This is a genomic window from Nonomuraea recticatena (assembly GCF_039533245.1).
GTDB classification, from domain to species: Bacteria; Actinomycetota; Actinomycetes; order Streptosporangiales; family Streptosporangiaceae; genus Nonomuraea; species Nonomuraea roseola.
The window spans coordinates 170,687-186,833 of sequence record NZ_BAAATE010000004.1; the positions used below are offsets into that span (position 1 = coordinate 170,687).

At 70.7% G+C, this 16,147-nt stretch carries 13 protein-coding genes; 2 read left to right on the plus strand and 11 right to left on the minus strand.

The window, feature by feature from the left end:
• Positions 1 to 13: 13 nt before the first annotated feature.
• The 11 genes from ABFX50_RS09710 to ABFX50_RS09760 all read right to left on the minus strand — a co-directional run bounded on the left by ABFX50_RS09710 (position 14) and on the right by ABFX50_RS09760 (position 14,212).
• Positions 14 to 403 carry a (deoxy)nucleoside triphosphate pyrophosphohydrolase gene (locus ABFX50_RS09710; RefSeq protein ID WP_346145165.1) on the minus strand — a complete coding sequence of 130 codons (390 nt, stop codon included), beginning with the start codon at positions 401 to 403 and terminating at the stop codon, positions 14 to 16.
• Between the two features lie 31 nt (positions 404 to 434).
• Positions 435 to 1,526 carry a C40 family peptidase gene (locus tag ABFX50_RS09715; RefSeq protein WP_346129088.1) on the minus strand — a complete coding sequence of 364 codons (1,092 nt, stop codon included), beginning with the start codon at positions 1,524 to 1,526 and terminating at the stop codon, positions 435 to 437.
• Positions 1,523 to 2,167 carry a hypothetical protein gene (locus ABFX50_RS09720; RefSeq protein WP_346145167.1) on the minus strand — a complete coding sequence of 215 codons (645 nt, stop codon included), beginning with the start codon at positions 2,165 to 2,167 and terminating at the stop codon, positions 1,523 to 1,525. Before ABFX50_RS09720 ends, ABFX50_RS09715 begins: the two co-directional genes overlap by 4 nt.
• Positions 2,168 to 2,169: 2 nt before the next feature.
• Entirely contained in the window at positions 2,170 to 4,443 is a 2,274-nt protein-coding gene (locus ABFX50_RS09725) for a type IV secretion system protein (protein WP_346145169.1), read from the minus strand.
• Complete coding sequence (locus tag ABFX50_RS09730; RefSeq protein WP_183655446.1) at positions 4,440 to 6,914, minus strand: ATP-binding protein; 2,475 nt, start codon at positions 6,912 to 6,914, stop codon at positions 4,440 to 4,442. Before ABFX50_RS09730 ends, ABFX50_RS09725 begins: the two co-directional genes overlap by 4 nt.
• Positions 6,915 to 7,046: 132 nt before the next feature.
• Positions 7,047 to 10,175: a TcpE family conjugal transfer membrane protein gene (locus ABFX50_RS09735; RefSeq protein WP_346145171.1), complete on the minus strand. Its 3,129-nt coding sequence runs from the start codon at positions 10,173 to 10,175 to the stop codon at positions 7,047 to 7,049.
• Positions 10,176 to 10,276: 101 nt separating this feature from the next.
• A complete protein-coding gene (locus ABFX50_RS09740; protein ID WP_183655442.1) occupies positions 10,277 to 10,534 on the minus strand; it encodes a hypothetical protein in 258 nt (85 codons plus the stop codon).
• 64 nt (positions 10,535 to 10,598) lie between these two features.
• A complete protein-coding gene (locus ABFX50_RS09745; RefSeq protein WP_346145173.1) occupies positions 10,599 to 11,348 on the minus strand; it encodes a conjugal transfer protein in 750 nt (249 codons plus the stop codon).
• Positions 11,349 to 11,936: 588 nt separating this feature from the next.
• Positions 11,937 to 12,239 (minus strand): hypothetical protein, encoded by a 303-nt coding sequence (locus tag ABFX50_RS09750; RefSeq protein ID WP_346145175.1) that lies wholly within the window; start codon positions 12,237 to 12,239, stop codon positions 11,937 to 11,939.
• 153 nt (positions 12,240 to 12,392) lie between these two features.
• Entirely contained in the window at positions 12,393 to 13,469 is a 1,077-nt protein-coding gene (gene ychF / locus ABFX50_RS09755) for a redox-regulated ATPase YchF (RefSeq protein ID WP_183655436.1), read from the minus strand.
• An 11-nt stretch (positions 13,470 to 13,480) separates the two neighbouring features.
• Entirely contained in the window at positions 13,481 to 14,212 is a 732-nt protein-coding gene (locus ABFX50_RS09760; protein WP_346145178.1) for a hypothetical protein, read from the minus strand.
• Between the two features lie 96 nt (positions 14,213 to 14,308).
• Between ABFX50_RS09760 and ABFX50_RS09765 the strand changes: the two genes are divergently transcribed.
• Together ABFX50_RS09765 and ABFX50_RS09770 are read left to right on the plus strand one after the other, a co-directional pair.
• Complete coding sequence (locus ABFX50_RS09765) at positions 14,309 to 15,565, plus strand: DNA recombination protein RmuC (RefSeq protein WP_183655432.1); 1,257 nt, start codon at positions 14,309 to 14,311, stop codon at positions 15,563 to 15,565.
• A gap of 40 nt (positions 15,566 to 15,605) precedes the next feature.
• Positions 15,606 to 16,130, plus strand: a complete 525-nt coding sequence (locus ABFX50_RS09770; RefSeq protein ID WP_183655430.1) for a DUF6542 domain-containing protein — start codon at positions 15,606 to 15,608, stop codon at positions 16,128 to 16,130.
• Positions 16,131 to 16,147: the final 17 nt, after the last annotated feature.

Genomic DNA, 16,147 nt, shown 5'->3' on the forward strand with positions numbered 1-16,147 from the left:
TCTCCGCAACGTCTTAACCCTCGCGAAGCATAAACTCCACGGCCCGCACCACCGGCAGGTCCGCCGCCAGCCAGGGCACGTCGTAGAGCTCGTCGGGCGCGAGCCAGCGCAGCTCCAGGTGCTCCTTGGCCTCAGGTACGCCCGAGACCAGCGAGGCGAGCCACACCCGCATGACGTAGTCGTCGCCGAGCGGCCACTCCCCGCCCACCCGCTCGCCGATCTCGACGAGCACGCCGAGCTCCTCCTGGCACTCCCTGACCAGTGCCGCCTCGTCGCTCTCGCCCTCGTCGACCTTGCCGCCGGGGAACTCCCACCCGCCCGCCAGCTCCGGCGGCTCCGCCCGCTGGGCGGCCAGCAGCCTTCCGTCGGCGACGATCGCCGCCCCCACCACCACAATCGTCATCGCGTCTCCTCGCCCCTCGAAGCCCTCAACCCTAGAGTGCGGAGTCGAGTTTCTTGAGCTGGTTCATGACGTCGGGGTTCTGCAGCGGCCTGGTGAACCCGACGATGGCGTCACGCCCGCGGTAGCTGGTCACCTTGATCGGCCCGCACAGCCGGCACCTGGCCTCGATCATCTTGCCCTTGGAGACGACCATCCCGACGTGTCCGGGGCTGTCGGGCCTCGTGCCGGGCCCGGCGTTGAAGAACACCAGGTCGCCCGGCTGCTCCTCGCCGTCGGGGACCTTCACCCCGAACGGCCACTGCCCGAACGTGGTGCGCGGGATCGACAGCCCCACGCTCCTGTAGGCCATGTAGATGATCCCGGAGCAGTCGAAGGCGTCGGGTCCCGTGCCGCCCCACAGGTACGGCTTGCCGCGCTGGTCCAGGGCGTAGGCGAGGATCCTCGCCACCACGTCGCTGGGCGCCGCCTCCACGAGCGGCTCGTCACAGGTGGCGTCGGCCTGGGGCGGCACCTTGACGGTCCCGTCCTTGGCGTACTTGCGGGCGATCTCCTCGACCTGGTCGACGTACCACCAGGCCCGGTTGTACACGAACAGCGACCGCCTGACGTTCTCGGGCGCGCCGTTGCGCTTGAGCATGCGGGCCGCGCCGAGGATCGCGTCGGCGGGGTTGTAGATGTCGCCCCATCCGTCGCCGTCGCCGTCGGAGGCGTACCCGTTGAACTCCGACGGGATCTTGATCCGCTTGGCCCCGCCCCAGGTGCTGACCAGGAACTGCATGGGTCCTGCGGCACCCGCGTAGTTGGTGCCGCTCTGGACGCCGGGCAGCGTGGAGCGTCCGTGGTCGGTCTCGCGCTTGCCCACGGCGGCCAGGATGGTCCACTGGACACCGATCTGCTTGCCGAACTTCCGGTAGAGCTCCAGGTAGTCGGGAGGGATGTCGGAGGTCGCGCCGTCGGAGGCGGCCTCGTTCTCCTGCGTGACCTCCTCGCAGTCAGGCAGTCCTCCGCCGCTGATGAAGGAGGGGAAGGACGTCATCAACATCGGGGACATGATCAGCGTCACCAGCACCAGCCCTGCGAGGCCGATCACCCCGACGATCTTCGTGCGGGGGGAGAGGTTCACCCGGAGCTGTCTCCATCCTGGCCCTCGTCGGCGGGCTGCAGGTCGAAGACCCGCCAGTCGGAACCCATCTGCTGCATCGTGACCGCGTACTCCTCGTCCCGCCTGGTCGGCCCGCTCTTGGCGGAGACCTCCCTGGTGCCGATGACGACGAAGACGATCGAGGTCTTGTCGACCTGCCTGATCTCCTTGACCTTCGCGGTCGCCTGCGAGACCACCTCGTCGGCCCTGTTCGCCTCGACCGTGACGGGCGAGCTGATCGTACGGGTCAGCACGGTGGCCAGGCCTGCCGTGGTGAACACCTTCAGCCTGTCGGCGTAGGCGGCGGGGTCCTCGTCGTAGCGGAAGGTGCCGTAGGCGGCGGTGAAGCGCACGGCCAGGTCGGCCGCCGCCGCCAGCTCCTGCTTGGTCATCGGCAGGAAGGAGTAGATGTCGAAGGGCGCGTTGCTGGCGGTGGCCAGCGGCGTGGCCACCGCCGGCGCCGCGGAGGACCCCGATCCCGTACGGCCCGCCGACGTCTCCTGCTCGACGGCGGGCGGGGAGGTCTCCCCGTCGGGCCACATCGTCACGAAGATGCCCACCGCCGCCAGCACCAGGACGAGCGCGGCGAAGGCGAGACCTCTCTTGTCAGCGGGCTGTGCCATCGTCAGTCCTTGTCAGGGCCGTTGGGCCTGAGCCAGAACGGCACGGGAGGCTCCTCACTCCTGCCCTCGCTCTTGCGGCTGGGCAGCCACAGCGGCGGCGGCTCCGAGGAGCGAGCCTGGGGCACGTCAGCAGGGCGTCCCCCGCCGGAGGATCCGCCCGAGGAACCACGTGATGGGGACGAGCCGCGAGAGGACGAGCCTGAAGAGGAGCCCGACCCGCCGCCGAACAGCCCGCCCGACGACCTGGACCCACGACCCGAGCGCGTCGAGCCGCCGGACGAGCCGCCCGAGCGGGTGGAACCGCCGGAGGAGCCGCCCGAGCCGCTTCTCGAGGCCCAGCCTCCACCGGACCTGCCGCCGAACCAGCCGGAGCCGCGTGAGCCGCCGGTGCCCCCCGAACCGCCGGAGCCTCCGGAACTGCCCGAACCGCCGGACACCGCCGAGCCTCCCGAGCCGCCGGAGCGGACGGGACCGCCCCCTCCCGACCCGCCAGCGCCCGCACCGGCGCGCGGCGGCCTCGCCGTACGGCCGGTGCTGAGGTTGAGCGGCGGGGCCGCGCCCGCGCGTTGGGCGGGCGCCGGCCTGGCGCCGCCCTTGCCGTCGGGGTCGGTGGCCAGCGGCGCGGGCACACGGGTGCCTGCGGCGCCGCCGGCGGCGGCCCCCTCCTCGCCCCTCACTCTGCCCTGAGCGACCGCGGCGCCCACGGCGGCGGAGGCGCCCGCGGTGCTGCCCGCGGCGGCCGCCTGCAGAACCGGCTCGGCCTTGCGCAGGCCCCAGCGGCCCGCCTTGGTCACGGCGACGGGCGGCAGCGTGTTGGCCGCCCGCTCCAGGATCGGCGAGGACGCCGCCTCGCCGAGCATCCTGGTGGTGAGCGTGTGGCCGCTCATCGAGGCGAACAGGTGCTGGAACGGTCGCCGGTAGAAGAAGACCGCGATCGTCAGCAGCGCCATGAACAGGATCTGCATGCCCCATGGCAGCGCGGTGGAGATGATCAGGGCGTAGCCGTACACGAGCACGCCCAGCACCAGCGCCAAGACGGCCTGCCTGAGCAGGGTGCCCACCAGCATCTCCACCCAGCGCATCGCGATGATCCGCCCGCTGCCCGGATGGACGCCGATGAGCAGGAACACCGGCCCCATGATGAGCAACAGCAGGAAACCCACCTTCAGCACCAGCAGCGAGACCGCCACCAGGAAGATGAGCAGCCCCGCGATGAGCGCGGCCAGCAGCGCGCCGATGGCGATGCCGAGCCTGCCGCTCCAGTCCTTGCCCTGGAACAGGAAGTAGATGGAGGTGGTGCGCAGCGGGGTCGCGATCTCCTCGTAGGCGGCCTGGTGCGCGTTGCTGTTGGGTGTCTGGCCCGTCTGTTCCTGTTTGTCGATCGCCTGGATGTCGAGGAGCTTGGCGCCGAAGTCGCGGATCACCGGCGCGTTGGGGTCGGAGGTGCCGAACTGCCCGACCAGCCACGGCTTGCAGACCAGGGTGGACCACAGCGCGTCGGCGTTCTGGTCGACGCCGGGGACGCCCGTCCTGCCGTAACCGCCCTCCATGACCTTCTCGTCCGCCGAGCCCTTGGTGGGCAGGCAGGAGGTGCCGCCCGCGCCGGGCAGACCGGAGAAGGCCTGGTTGACGACCTCGGTGGTCTTGTCCGTGACGATCTTGCCGAGCCCGGTGAAGTCTCCGGGACGGCTGAAGAACCAGACCGCGACGGTGACCGCGAGGACCATCCACACGACGGCCTCGGTGGTGACCGACGCCCTGCGCCTGAACAGGCCGTACCAGGCCAGCCAGATGGCGGCCAGGATGATGATCGGCTGCAGGAACGGCCAGTACATGGCGTCGGCGAGGTTCTCGACGATGTCGTCGACGACGTCCTTGATGGACTGCAGCGGCCCCTCTGTCGCCGCCGCCTGGTACGTCGTGATCGTCAACCGGTCGACGGCCTTCGCCCAGTCGAAGATCATGTTGGCCCAGGAGTTGCCGAGCACGGCGGCTACGTCGCTGCACCCGAGCCCGTCAGTGTGCCAGAACTGGCCGCTCATGCCGTACCTGGCGTAGTTGGTGGTCGCCTGCGGTGCCGCCGCCCCTTCGGGGGGCGGCGGTTGCAGCAGGCCGTCGACACCGCTGCCGACGAGCTGCGGGGCGAGGTCAGGTGAAAGGTCACAGAACGGAGCGGCGGCGGCCGCCGTGCCCGAGGGCAGGGCGAGCGGGAGCGCCAGTGCGCCGATGAGCAGCACCAGCGCCAGCGTCAGCCGCCGGCGTAGTCGGCCCTTCATGAACGTACCTCCTGCGCTCCTGTCACTCCCCCGCGAATATGATCATGCACGTTCTCCCCGGGTTTGTCGTGCGTCGGGTTCGTGTCGAGCCACCGCAGCAGCTCGTCGGAGATCAGGTCTACGCCTATGCGGCCCGCTCTGCCATCGAGATCGCGGAAAATGCATTCGCCGTTGCCCAGAGATCGCAGAACCGCCTTGTGCTCCTCCGAGGCCTCCACGCCCAGCAAAGCCATGACGTGGTCGACCTCCACCCGTTCGGTGGAGCGGAAGGCGAAGACCGAGGAGAGACAGTTGGTCACCTGCTCGTTGAGGAGGTCTCCTGCGTTCTGCGAGACCAGGACGAGCGCGGTGTTGCGCGAGCGGCCCATGCGGCTGACCTCGGGCACCAGCTTGGCGCCCTCGGGCGTGGAGGTGATCGCCCACGCCTCGTCGAGGAAGATCGCCTTGGGCGCCCGCCGGTCGAGGCCGTTCATCAGCCTGCGGGCGAACTGTGAGACGAGGTAGAGCAGCGCCACCGACAGCCGCTGCTCGTAGGAGTAGTCGTCGCGACCCGTCGCCGCGTCGGGCAGGGTGAGGCCGCCGAGGGTGAAGACGGTCGTCCATCCCTCGGAGTCGATCTGCTCGCCGCCGGACGGGTCGAAGCAGAGCCTGGCCAGATGCATCTCCGACATCGAGCGCAGCACGGCCCCGAGGTTCTTGGAGGCGGCGTCGTCGGCGTGCTCGAGGAAGTCGACGACCTTGCCGAGAGAGGGATCGGGCGCGTTGGAGACCGCGGCGACGGCCTGGATCATCGCCGACTCGCGCTCCTCCGACATGCGCGGCAGCAGCAGCCGCAGCGTCTCGGTCGCCATCGTCTTCTTTGCCGCGATGTCGTCGCCGAAGGAGAACGGGTCGAGCAGGCCCGGCGAGGCCGAGCCCAGCGGGATGATCCTGGCCTTGCGCTCACGCTTCTGCAGCAACTGCACCAGCGACTCGGCGTCGCCCTTGGGGTCGATCACCGCGACCGTCACCCCCCGCAGAGCCATCTGGTAGATCATCAGCAGCGCCAGCGTGGTCTTGCCGCCGCCGGGCTCCCCTGTGATCGCGATGGCCGTCGGCCTGTTGCGCGAGGCGGCCACCAGCGGGTCGAAGTGCACGATGCTGCGGGCGCGGCCGACGGTCTCTCCGATGTACGGCCCGTGCCAGCCCGCCTCCGTCTCGATCCTGTCGCCGAGGTCGACGGTCGCGGTCGCCATGCCACCCGCGATCGTGCGCAGCGGCTGGCGCTGGGCGTAGGCGTTGACGGTCACCTTCTCACCCGGCAGCGCCTCGCAGAACAGCGAGAACTGGTCGCCCGTGGAGTTGACGATGTCGATGCCCATGTCGCGGTAGTGCTCGACGACCGCCTCGACGCGCTGGAGGCAGATCTCCTCGGTCGGGGCGCTGACGATGAGGCGGTGCCAGCCGTACACGAAGGGAAGCCGCTCCTTCGTGATGCCGTGCTCCAGCATGCGGGCCGCGTCGATCTGCTCGGCCAGCGCGATCGGCGCCTCGGCGCCCGCCTCGCGGATGTGGATGTCCATGTCGCGGGCGTGCGCGAGCTTGCGCGCGACGTCCTTCGACGCCTTCACCGGCGGGATCAGCCGCATCCTGCTCGAGACCTCCACGGGGAAGGGGAGCTGGTCGGCGAAGTGCATCCACGGCTCGCCGTCGGGGAAGGGCATCAGATCGGGGAAGCGGGCGAAGGACAGGTGCGCCACGTACGAGTCGCCCTGCGGCTGCACGATGCGCAGGAAGGACCTGCCGTTGTGGATCTGTCCCTCGACCAGCGACTCGATCTCGCCCTGTCCCCAGCGGCGCTTCGGGCTCGCGCTGGCGGGCGGATCGCCGAGCGAGGCCGTCGCCGCGTGCCTGAACAGCCAGGCGACCTCACCCGACGTGGCGTGGCGGGCGTAGAGGGCGCTGGAGGCCAGCGCCCTGCCCAGACGTTCGGCCTGATCGGTCCACTTGGAGATCTCGCTGTCGGGCACGTGGTCGTCGTCGAGGCCGAGCGCCTTCTCGCTGCGCTGGTAGAACCCGAACAGCTGCGACAGCACGCCCGCGCCGAGCTGCCTGCCACGGGGGCCCAGCCGTACGCCGAGGTAGACCTCCTTCGACCAGAAGTCCTTGGCCCAGACGTGCCGGTACATCTCCTCCAGGTAGTCGCGCCAGCCGGGACCCTCGTCCGAGGTCGAGTTGAGCGCCATCGCCCATTCGGCCGCGGGATAGGTGCGGTGCGCGACCCGCAGGTGCACCTCGGCATCCGGCATGCGGATCGCCGCCAGAGCGATCGTGATGTTGGTGGCGAGCGCCTCGCGCTCCTCAGGAGTGACGAACTCGTAGCTGACCGTCGGCAGCCTGAAGTACGCCCACGCGGAGCTCTCGGTCAGCAGGATGCGATCGTCGAAATAGCGGACCGCCAGGCGCTGGTGCGCCCGAGTCGACCTGCTCATGCCGCCCCCTCTGCGCATGAGCTTCGCCGGCCGGCGAGAAGCGTGCTCATCAGACCGCCATACCTCCGTCATGCCCGTTGCCCGCTGCGATGGCGGTCCGCCTTGCGCGCTTCTCACTGGGTGCCCGGGGGGTCACTGGGCCACTTCCTCCTCGCTGGGACGGGTGCTCTGTGCTGATGCGAATCCCGCGACCACGACTCCGGCCATGGCGAGGTAGGCCCGCCGTCCCGCCGGTCGCAGCCGTCCTGGCTCCACGGGCTCGGTGCCGCCCTGCGCCAGGTCGTCCTCCCACGGCACTCTGACGATGGCCCTGCACCTGCCCCTGGCCACCGCCTCGGCCTGCTCGACGTCGTTCATGCTGCGCCTGCTCACCCCGTTGACCACCATGACCGCCCGCCTGCGCAGGTCCGCGCAGCCGTGCCCGTCGAGCCACTCGTAGGTCATCGCCACCGCCTCTGCCGCGTCCTCACTCGCCGGCACCACCAGCACCAACTGGTCGGCGTACGGCAGGACCCGCGCGGCCAGAGCAGGAGCGGGATCGATGACGGCCAGCTTGTAGTGATGGTCGAGCAGCCGCATCGCCTGTCCGAGCCGGTGGTCGGAGTAGAGCGTGCGGTCGGCCAGACGCTGCTCGGCGCCGATGTCGGTGTCGGCCGCGACGACCTCGAGCCCGCTGCCCGTGCGGGTGGTGAAGGCCCGCATGCTCAGATAGCCGCTGATCTGGTCGAGCCCCGACAGCAGGCTCGTCAGCGTCTCGGGCGAGTCGACCTTGATGCGGCTGGTCAGTGTGGTGCCGCCGGTGCTCGCGTCGACCGCGAGCACCCGGTCGTCACGGTAGTGGGCGAAGGTGTGGCCGAGCATCAGCGCGGTGGTGCTCTGTCCCGCGCCGCCCGTGCACCCGAGCACCACGACCCGTCTGCTGCCGCCGAAGACCGCGCGCGTGCGCGCCTCGTCGATCTCCGACCCGTCCGTACGGCTGCCGCCACCGCCGACGACCACCTGGGCGAGCCTGCGCCAGCCGCCTGAGGAGTCGCGTCCGACCACGGACTCGACCCTGCGCACCCTGGCCTCGTTGCGGGGTCCGGGAACGGCCGCGCCGGGGTTGGCAGGAGTGGTCGGGGCGCCCGCGGTGGGGACGGCCCTGATGGAGAGCGGAGGCGGCTGCCCCTTGGGCAGCTCCGCCGCGGTCCTGGACGGCGTGCCGGCGGGCGGCGCGCTCGCGGGCGGGGTGGCCTTGGACGGCGTGCTCGTGGACGGCGTGCTCGTGGACGGCGTGGCCCTGGACGGGGTGGCCCTGGGGGGCGTGTCCGTCGGCGGCGCGCTCCTGAGCGGGGCACCCCGAGGGGGTGTCATGGGGGGCGGCTTGGGCGTCGAGGCGATGGGCCTCGGCGTGGCCGGGGACGCCGGCCGGGCGGGGCCGTCCTGACTGTCGGCGGGCGTCGGCGGGCCCTGGGCGATCGAGGGCAGGACGCGCGGCTTCGAGACGGGCGTGACGGGCTTGGAGACGGGCGTGACGGGCTTGGCGGGAGACGAGACGGGCTTGGTGGGGGACGAGGCCGGCTTGGCGGAAGGCGTGGGCGGCTTGCCGGAAGGCGTGGGCGGCCACACCCGCGGCGAGGCGGGCAGGACGACGGCGCCGGTCCTCGGCGGCTGTCCCTTGCGGTGTTGATCGCGCGCCTGGTCCTCGGCCTGGACGACGTCCACGATGTCCCCTGCCTTGCCCGCCACCGGCTCGACCGCCTTGGACTCCCCGACCTCGGAACCGGTCGCCTGAGAACGGGCGCCCTCGGAACCCGCCGCCTCGACATCAGCCGCCCCTGAACCCGTCGCCTCGGGAGCGGCAGCCTCCGAACGGGCGCCCTCGGAACGAACCGCCTCGGAAGCGGACGCCTCCGAATGGAGGTTCTCGGAACCGGCCCCCTCGAGACCGGCCGCCCCGGAACGGATGTGCCTGGAACGGGTGTCTTCGGGCGCGGCGATCTCCCCGTCAACGGGCCGAGGTTCTGCGGCCTCGGCGCGCACGAGGTCGGGATCGACAGCCTCGGCGCGCACGGGCCGGGAGCCGCCGGGTTCGGCGGGTACCGCCTCGGGGCCGAGGGCGCTCGGGGTGGCGAGCTCAGGCGTGACGAGCTCAGGGCCGACCGGATCGGGAGTGACGGAGCCGGGGGTGGTCTCGGGGGTGTGTCTTGGCGTGACAGGTCTGCGGTCGGCGGGGAGGGCGGGGGTGGGGTCGGAGGGGGTGGGGGCGTCCGCGGTCGCGGCCAGCCTGCGCAGCCGCCGGAGCGCCTCCGTGCCGATGGGCTTGGCGGGCGAAGGCGTGGGAGCCTCCGAAGGCTCGGATCGCGACCCCCACCGGGAGGCGGTCGCGGGACGGGGCCCGTCGGCCCCGCGAGAAGCCCCTTCGGCCCTGGAAACGGCTCCGGGAAGAGCGACCTCCGAGGCGGACCCGAGAGGAGCCTCGGCCACGCGGGAGGATTCACGGGCCTCCTCACGCGCCTCGACATCCTGCTCCACCCGCCGCGCGGCGGTCCCTGAGAGCGCGCCCTGCCGTACCACGGGCCCGGAAGCCGTGTCCTGCCGTACCACCGGCGCGCCGCGCTGCACCGCGGGCTCGGAGGGCGTGTCCTGTCGCGTCAGGGGCTCGGAGGCGGCGCTCTGCGGCAGCGCGGCCCCTTGAGCCGTCTCGGGGGTCAGAGCGGGCGCGAGAGCGCGGCGACGGCGGCCCGTCGCGCCACCGAGGCCCTTGCGCAGGGTGGCGGGCTCGGCGACCGGAGCGCGCCCCGCGGCGGCGGCAGCGGCGGCGACGGCGGGCCGTACCTCACGGGCCTTGTCGGCGACGGGGACGGCCTGGCGCCTGCGGGCCCCCGCGCGCGCCTTGACCCGGACCGGAGCGGGCGCGGCGCGCCACACCCTGCCGGAGAAGACGACGGTCTCGGGCTCGCCCGAGGGCGTGAGGCGGCACCAGGAGCGCGGCTCGCCCATGTAGCGCAGCTGCGACTGCAGGAGTTCGGTGAGCCGCTTGCTCTCGATGACGGGGCGGGTCGACAGCCACGTCACGATGCCGGGCGGGACCAGGTAGAGCACGTGCCACGGCGCCTCGAAGGAGATGCCCACCAGCCAGAGCAACAGCGACCAAGGAGCGAGCACGCCGACGAAGACGCCGATCCAGACGATCGGGAGCGGCATGGGCAGCCGCAGGTCGTACAGCTTGTACAGCCGCTTCTCGATGCGCCAGATGTTCGTATAGGTAGGCAGGTCCACGCGGTCCTCCTCTCCGCCCTCGCTCGCAGCCGCCGCTGCCTCTCGTTCAATGACCGCCCCAGAGCGGTCTCAACCCTCCCGTTACCGACAGGGAGAGGTGCTCATTTGATGCCGAGCGCCCCCGCGATCGCCTTGGCCGTCACCTCGATGATGTTGGGAACGTAGAAGATCACGCCGATCGCCACGGCCAGAATCAGGAACTGTACGAATCTCGTGATCTCACGCGTGAAGAGGAAGAACAGCGCGACCACGGAGACGACGACGAGGAAGAGAGGGGCGAAGAAGGCGCGCAGGAAGTCGGCGAGCCCCTCGGTGTTGACGCCGGTCGGGGCGGGCGACGGCGTCGCAAGTTCGATCATGTTCAGGATGATTGTTTTCACTCTGGTCCTCCCGGGGGTACCGATCAGCAGCGCGGTCGTGCGTCTATCCAACGGCCCGACCGGCGCCGCGGATGTCTTCGACGTACCATTTGTCGCCCTGCTTCTCGACAGTGAGGCGATAGGCCTGCTCGAGGCGGCCGCCGACCGCGCTCGGGTCGGTGGCGCCGGGCGTGGCCGAGGGGGTCGCGCCGGTCGGCACGCCCCACACCACGACTGCCTGGATCTCTCTGGTGGCACCCCCCACAGGCACCACGACGCTCTTGAGTTCGACGAAGGCGAAGGCTCCGCCGAAGCTGGGCAGGCTCTTGCCCGCCACGAGGTAACGCGACAGGTCGGAGCTGCCGTCGGCGTAGGCCTTGAAGAAACCCTGCAGCTGCGGGCGGAGCTCGGCCTCGGCGGCCTCGTCGCCCTCGGGCTGGGCCACCTGCGGCAGGTCGGCGGGGGCGGGCGCGGGCAGGAGCGCAGGACGCCCCGAGACCACGAACCTGCCACCTGAGTAGTAGACCGGCACCGACAGCAGGAACCTGCGGGCGCCCGACTGGAAGGCCAGCGTGACGACCCCGTTGTTGGAGTCGACGACCTCCACGCCGAACGGCTGGAGGTTGGCGGCGAACATGCGCCCGTAGCCGTCCCAGCCGAACTGCGGGTCCTCGTCCGACTGCAGGTACGGCGCCAGCTGCCTGCTGCGCGTGTCGAGCTCCTCGGACTTCATGTTGAGGTAGATGCTGGCGAACTGGGTCGCGAACGCGGAGGCGCGCTCGGAGGGAAATGCCTGCCCTGTCGCCGTGGGCACATTCGCCGCGGGTGCGCCCGACTCGGTAAATCGCTCAAATGGTGCACGAACCCCATTGACCACGATAACTACGATAAGCGCCCAGAGAATGGCGCGGCCGGTCCAGACGAGCCAGCGTCCGCCGCCGCCCGACCACCCGCCGCGCTTGGCGCCGCGTCTGGCGCCGGGGGGCGCCTGGTCGAACTCTGGGTATGCCGAAAGCTCGGGGTCGCCAGCGATCCGAGGATCGTGCTGGACGGTTGACCTACGAGCCATCACGCCTCCGCTCGCGCCGATCCCCCCGGCTGGCGCGGTGTCGCATCATCCGTGGTGAAGCAGTCACCCTATCGAGTCCCGCCAATTGTTCCAGGAAAGCCACGCCCATGCTGCAGGCATCGCCGCGCAGGGGCAAACCGAGTGTGCATGACAGGGCGAAGTGCTGACTCCTGCCCCATTCCTGTGGAATTGGCATTTGACCAGGCCAGACGGCATGGCCGCATTACCCGACGGCCAGAGATTGCTGTCCAAAGAGCATAGGTACTGTCGCGACCCACGCATTTGGTATAAGCCGCGCCTCCCGGAGACAGCTGGCCTGGTCAGCGGGGGTGTTCAGGCCGGGCCAGGCCCGTCGACCGAGCGCAGGTGCCGCCGAGTTCGCAGATCGATCACCCTCGGCGCGTCGCCCTGCGGCTTCACCTTGTCGAGCCGGCGGCGCAGGTCGGCGAGCATGGCCTGGGCGTCGCGGTGGTGCATCCTGCGCACCACCTCCTCGCGCTCCTCCATCTTCCTGCGGAGATAGGCCTCCCTGTTGACGCGGAGGCCGTACATCAGCTCCACCCTGAGCAGGGTCAGCTCCTCTTCCAGACTGATGCTCGCCAGCGAGGGCGTGGTGGGACGCCGATTCCTGAGCATGCGACGGATCATGACCTGTCCTCCCGAGTCAGCGCAATCGCCGTGACGATTCGACGCGCCAGAGCCGGAAGGGGTTGACGCCCCATACTGTCCCGGTTGTACCGGACCCGTTCCGGTCATGCCGGGCTGGGGTTTTCAGCGGGGCCCACCCGGTCACACGTTGAAGCGGAACTCCACGACGTCGCCGTCGCGCATGACGTAGTCCTTGCCCTCGATGCGGGCCTTGCCCGCCGAGCGGGCGCCGGCGATGGAGCCCACCTCCACCAGGTCGTCGAAGGAGACGACCTCCGCCTTGATGAAGCCGCGCTGGAAGTCGGTGTGGATGACGCCCGCCGCCTCGGGCGCCGTCGCGCCCTTGCTGATCGTCCAGGCGCGCGTCTCCTTGGGACCCGCCGTCAGGTAGGTCTGCAACCCGAGCGTCTCGAACCCGACCCGCGCCAGCTGCGAGAGACCCGACTCCTCCTGCCCGACGGACTGCAGCAGCTCCAGCGCCTCCTCGTCGGACAGCTCCACCAGCTCGGACTCGATCTTGGCGTCGAGGAAGACCGCCTCGGCCGGCGCCACCAGCTCCGACAGCTGCTGCCTGAGCGCGGTGTCGACGAGCTCGTCCGCGTCGAGGTTGAAGACATAGAGGAACGGCTTGGCCGTCAGCAGGTGCAGCTCGCGCAGCTCGCCCCGGTCGAGGCCGCTCTCGAAGATGGTCTTGCCGGTCTCCAGCACCCTCAGCGCCGCCTCGGCGGCGTCGAGCGCGGCCTTCTTGTCCTTGTTGGTCCGCGCCTCCTTCTGCAGGCGAGGGATGGCCTTCTCGACCGTCTGCAGGTCGGCCATGATCAGCTCGGTGTTGATCGTCTCGATGTCGCGCCTGGGCGAGATCTCACCGTCGACGTGCGTGACGTCGGGGTCGCTGAAGACCCTGATCACCTGGCAGATCGCGTCGGTGTCGCGGATGTTGGCCAGGAACTGGTTGCCCCTGCCCTGACCTTCGGAGGCGCCCTTCACCAGGCCCGCGATGTCGACGAACTCGACCTTCGCGGGAAGGATCTTGGCCGAGCCGAAGATCTTGGCCAGCACCGCCAGACGGTCGTCGGGCACGCCCACGATGCCCACGTTCGGCTCGATCGTGGCGAACGGGTAGTTGGCCGCGAGAGCGTTGGCGCTCTTGGTAAGCGCGTTGAAGAGGGTGGACTTGCCGACGTTGGGCAGGCCGACGATGCCGATACTGAGGCTCACGTGGCCCGAGTTTACTTGCTCAGAAGGTGCAGGCAGGTCACGGGCCGATATGCGCCTCGTGCCGTGACGTAACGGTCGGAGCCCTCGGGGCAGTCGGCGCCCGACTTCCCGAAGGCCGTCACCCTCGCCCAGGCCAGCCTGGAGTCGCACGACACCCGCGCCACCTTCGAGCTCACGCACGCGCCCTCGACCGGCACCTGGCCCTCCGATCCCAGGCAGGCGACGCTGTCGTCCATCGCCAGCGCGTCGAGCGTTCCCGAGGGGCAGGCGTCCATGCGGGAGACGATCGCCACCGCTCTGCCGTACCAGCCCTTGGTGGAGCAGGGCACCTCGCGGCCGTCGCGGCCGAGACAGTCGCCCGCGCGCGGGACGCCGCCGCCACCGCCGGGGCGGCCGGGGTGCGGGTCGAGGAAGTACTGCAGGCAGGCGGTCCTGCCCTTGCCCACGCGGACGATCTCGTCGGTGTCGGCGGGGCAGCCGTCGAGGCCTGGCGGGTCGGCGGCCAGGGCCAGCACCTCGGCGTGACCGCCGTTGCACGCGGTCAGGTCGAACCTCGACCCGTTCCTGCTCACGCACGCGCCCGGCGCCCAGACCAGCGTGCGCTGCGTGGGCGAGCCGGCGGTGGCGCTCTGTCCCGTGTCGCGCCCGCGGGCGGCGATGACCGCTCCCGCGGCGGCGACGACGAGCGCCGCGACGACGACCGTGGCGGCTAGCGCGACCATCATCTTCCGACCGGTGACCATACGGGTACTCTGAGTGACGTTGACGTCGCGCACAAGCGGAATGCGGCAGGCGTGTCGGGACGACCTTGACCACGACCCCCTGGAATGATGCGGACAATGGATGTCGTCTCGCTCCTCATCGGCCTCGCACTCGGAATCGCGGTCGGCTTCCTCCTGGCCAGGACCCGCGCCGCCGTACGCGTGGCCGAGGCCGACGCCCGTGCCAAGGCCGCCGCCGACAAGCTCGTCTACGTCGAGGAGCAGCTGGCCGAGCGCTTCCAGTCGCTGTCGACGCGCGCCCTCGACGTCAACAACATCCGCTTCCTCGAGCTGGCCGAGACCCGCATGTCCGCCAGCAGGGCGGAGGCGACCGGCGACCTCGACCAGCGCAGGCAGGCCGTCGAGCACCTGGTCGAGCCGTTGAAGGACCTGCTGGCACGGGTCGAGAGCCAGCTGCGCGACACCGAGTCGGGGCACAGGGCCGCCCGCGCCGAGCTGACGCAGCAGATGGAGTACGTCAGGCAGAGCAACGACCAGCTGCGCTCCCAGACCACGGCGCTGGTGCGGGCGCTGCAGCGGCCGGAGGCCAGAGGCCGGTGGGGCGAGCTCCAGCTGCGCAGGGTCGCCGAGATCGCCGGGATGCAGCGCTTCTGCGACTTCGACGAGCAGGTCGTCGAGGGCCCCCACCGTCCCGACATGGTCGTACGGCTGACCGGCGGGAAGAACATCGTCGTCGACTCCAAGGTCTCCCTCGCCGCCTACCTGGAGGCCGCGGAGACCGGCGACGAGTCGCTGGCCTCGGTAAGGCTCGACGCCCACGCCAGGCACGTCCGCGAGCACGTCGACCGCCTGGCCGCGAAGGCCTACTGGCAGTCCTTCAACCCCTCGCCCGAGTTCGTGGTGCTGTTCATCCCCGGCGAGGCCTTCCTCGCGCCGGCGCTGGAGCGCGACCCCTCACTCCTGGAGTACGCGCTGCACAAGCGCGTGCACATCGCCACCCCCACCACGCTGATCACCATGCTGCGCACGGCGCACTACGCCTGGCAGCAGGCGGCGCTCAGCGAGAACGCCCGCGCCGTCTTCGAGCTGGGCAAGGAGCTCTACGAGCGGCTGTCGTCGCTCGGGCGCAACGTCGAGTCGCTCGGCAAGGCGCTCACCAGGGCCGTCGAGTCCTACAACAAGACGGTCGGCTCCCTGGAGAGCAGGGTGCTGGTCACGGCGCGCAAACTGCACGATCTGGGCGTCGTGGACGGTGAGCTCGACCCCCCCGACATGCTCGAGCACCTGCCGCGGCCCCTCGCCTCCCCCGAACTGCTGGAAACCTCGTCTCTGATATCTCACGCGAACGGTAAGTTGGCTGGCGACCTGTCCTGACGCACGATGGCGGCAGGTCGCTGGTAAGGGGGGCGGGCTCATGAGTGACAAAGGCAGGCGTTCGGCCGTCAGGCTGACAGCCCGCGGAGCCATCGCGCTCGTCCTCATCGGCACCTTGGCCGGCTACGTGCTGGCCGCGCTGCTCGACATGCCGATCCTCGTGGGGCTCGCCTTCATCGGCTCGTGCCTGGTCGGCGTCACGCTGGTCAACCCGCGCGAACTGCTGTCGCTGGTGGTCACGCCACCGATGATCTTCTTCGTGGCCACGCTGATCGTCGAGCTGGGCCGCGCGCTCGGCAACGCCTCGCTCGCGCAGGCGCTCGCGCTCGGCCTGTTCACCTCGCTGTCGGCCGGCGCGCCCTGGCTGTTCGCCGGCTCGGCGCTGGTGCTGGCCGTCGCGTGGAAGCGCGGGCTGCCCGCCAACGTCCGCGAGCTGCGCGAGGAGCTGCGGGCAGGCGCGGACGTGCCGCGCCCCCGCGCCAGCAAGGAGAAGGCCTTCGCCCCCGAGCCCGAGGGCTACTTCGAGCCCAAGGTGTACGGCACGCCGCGCGTCACGGACGAATAGCCGCTCCTCCGACCGCC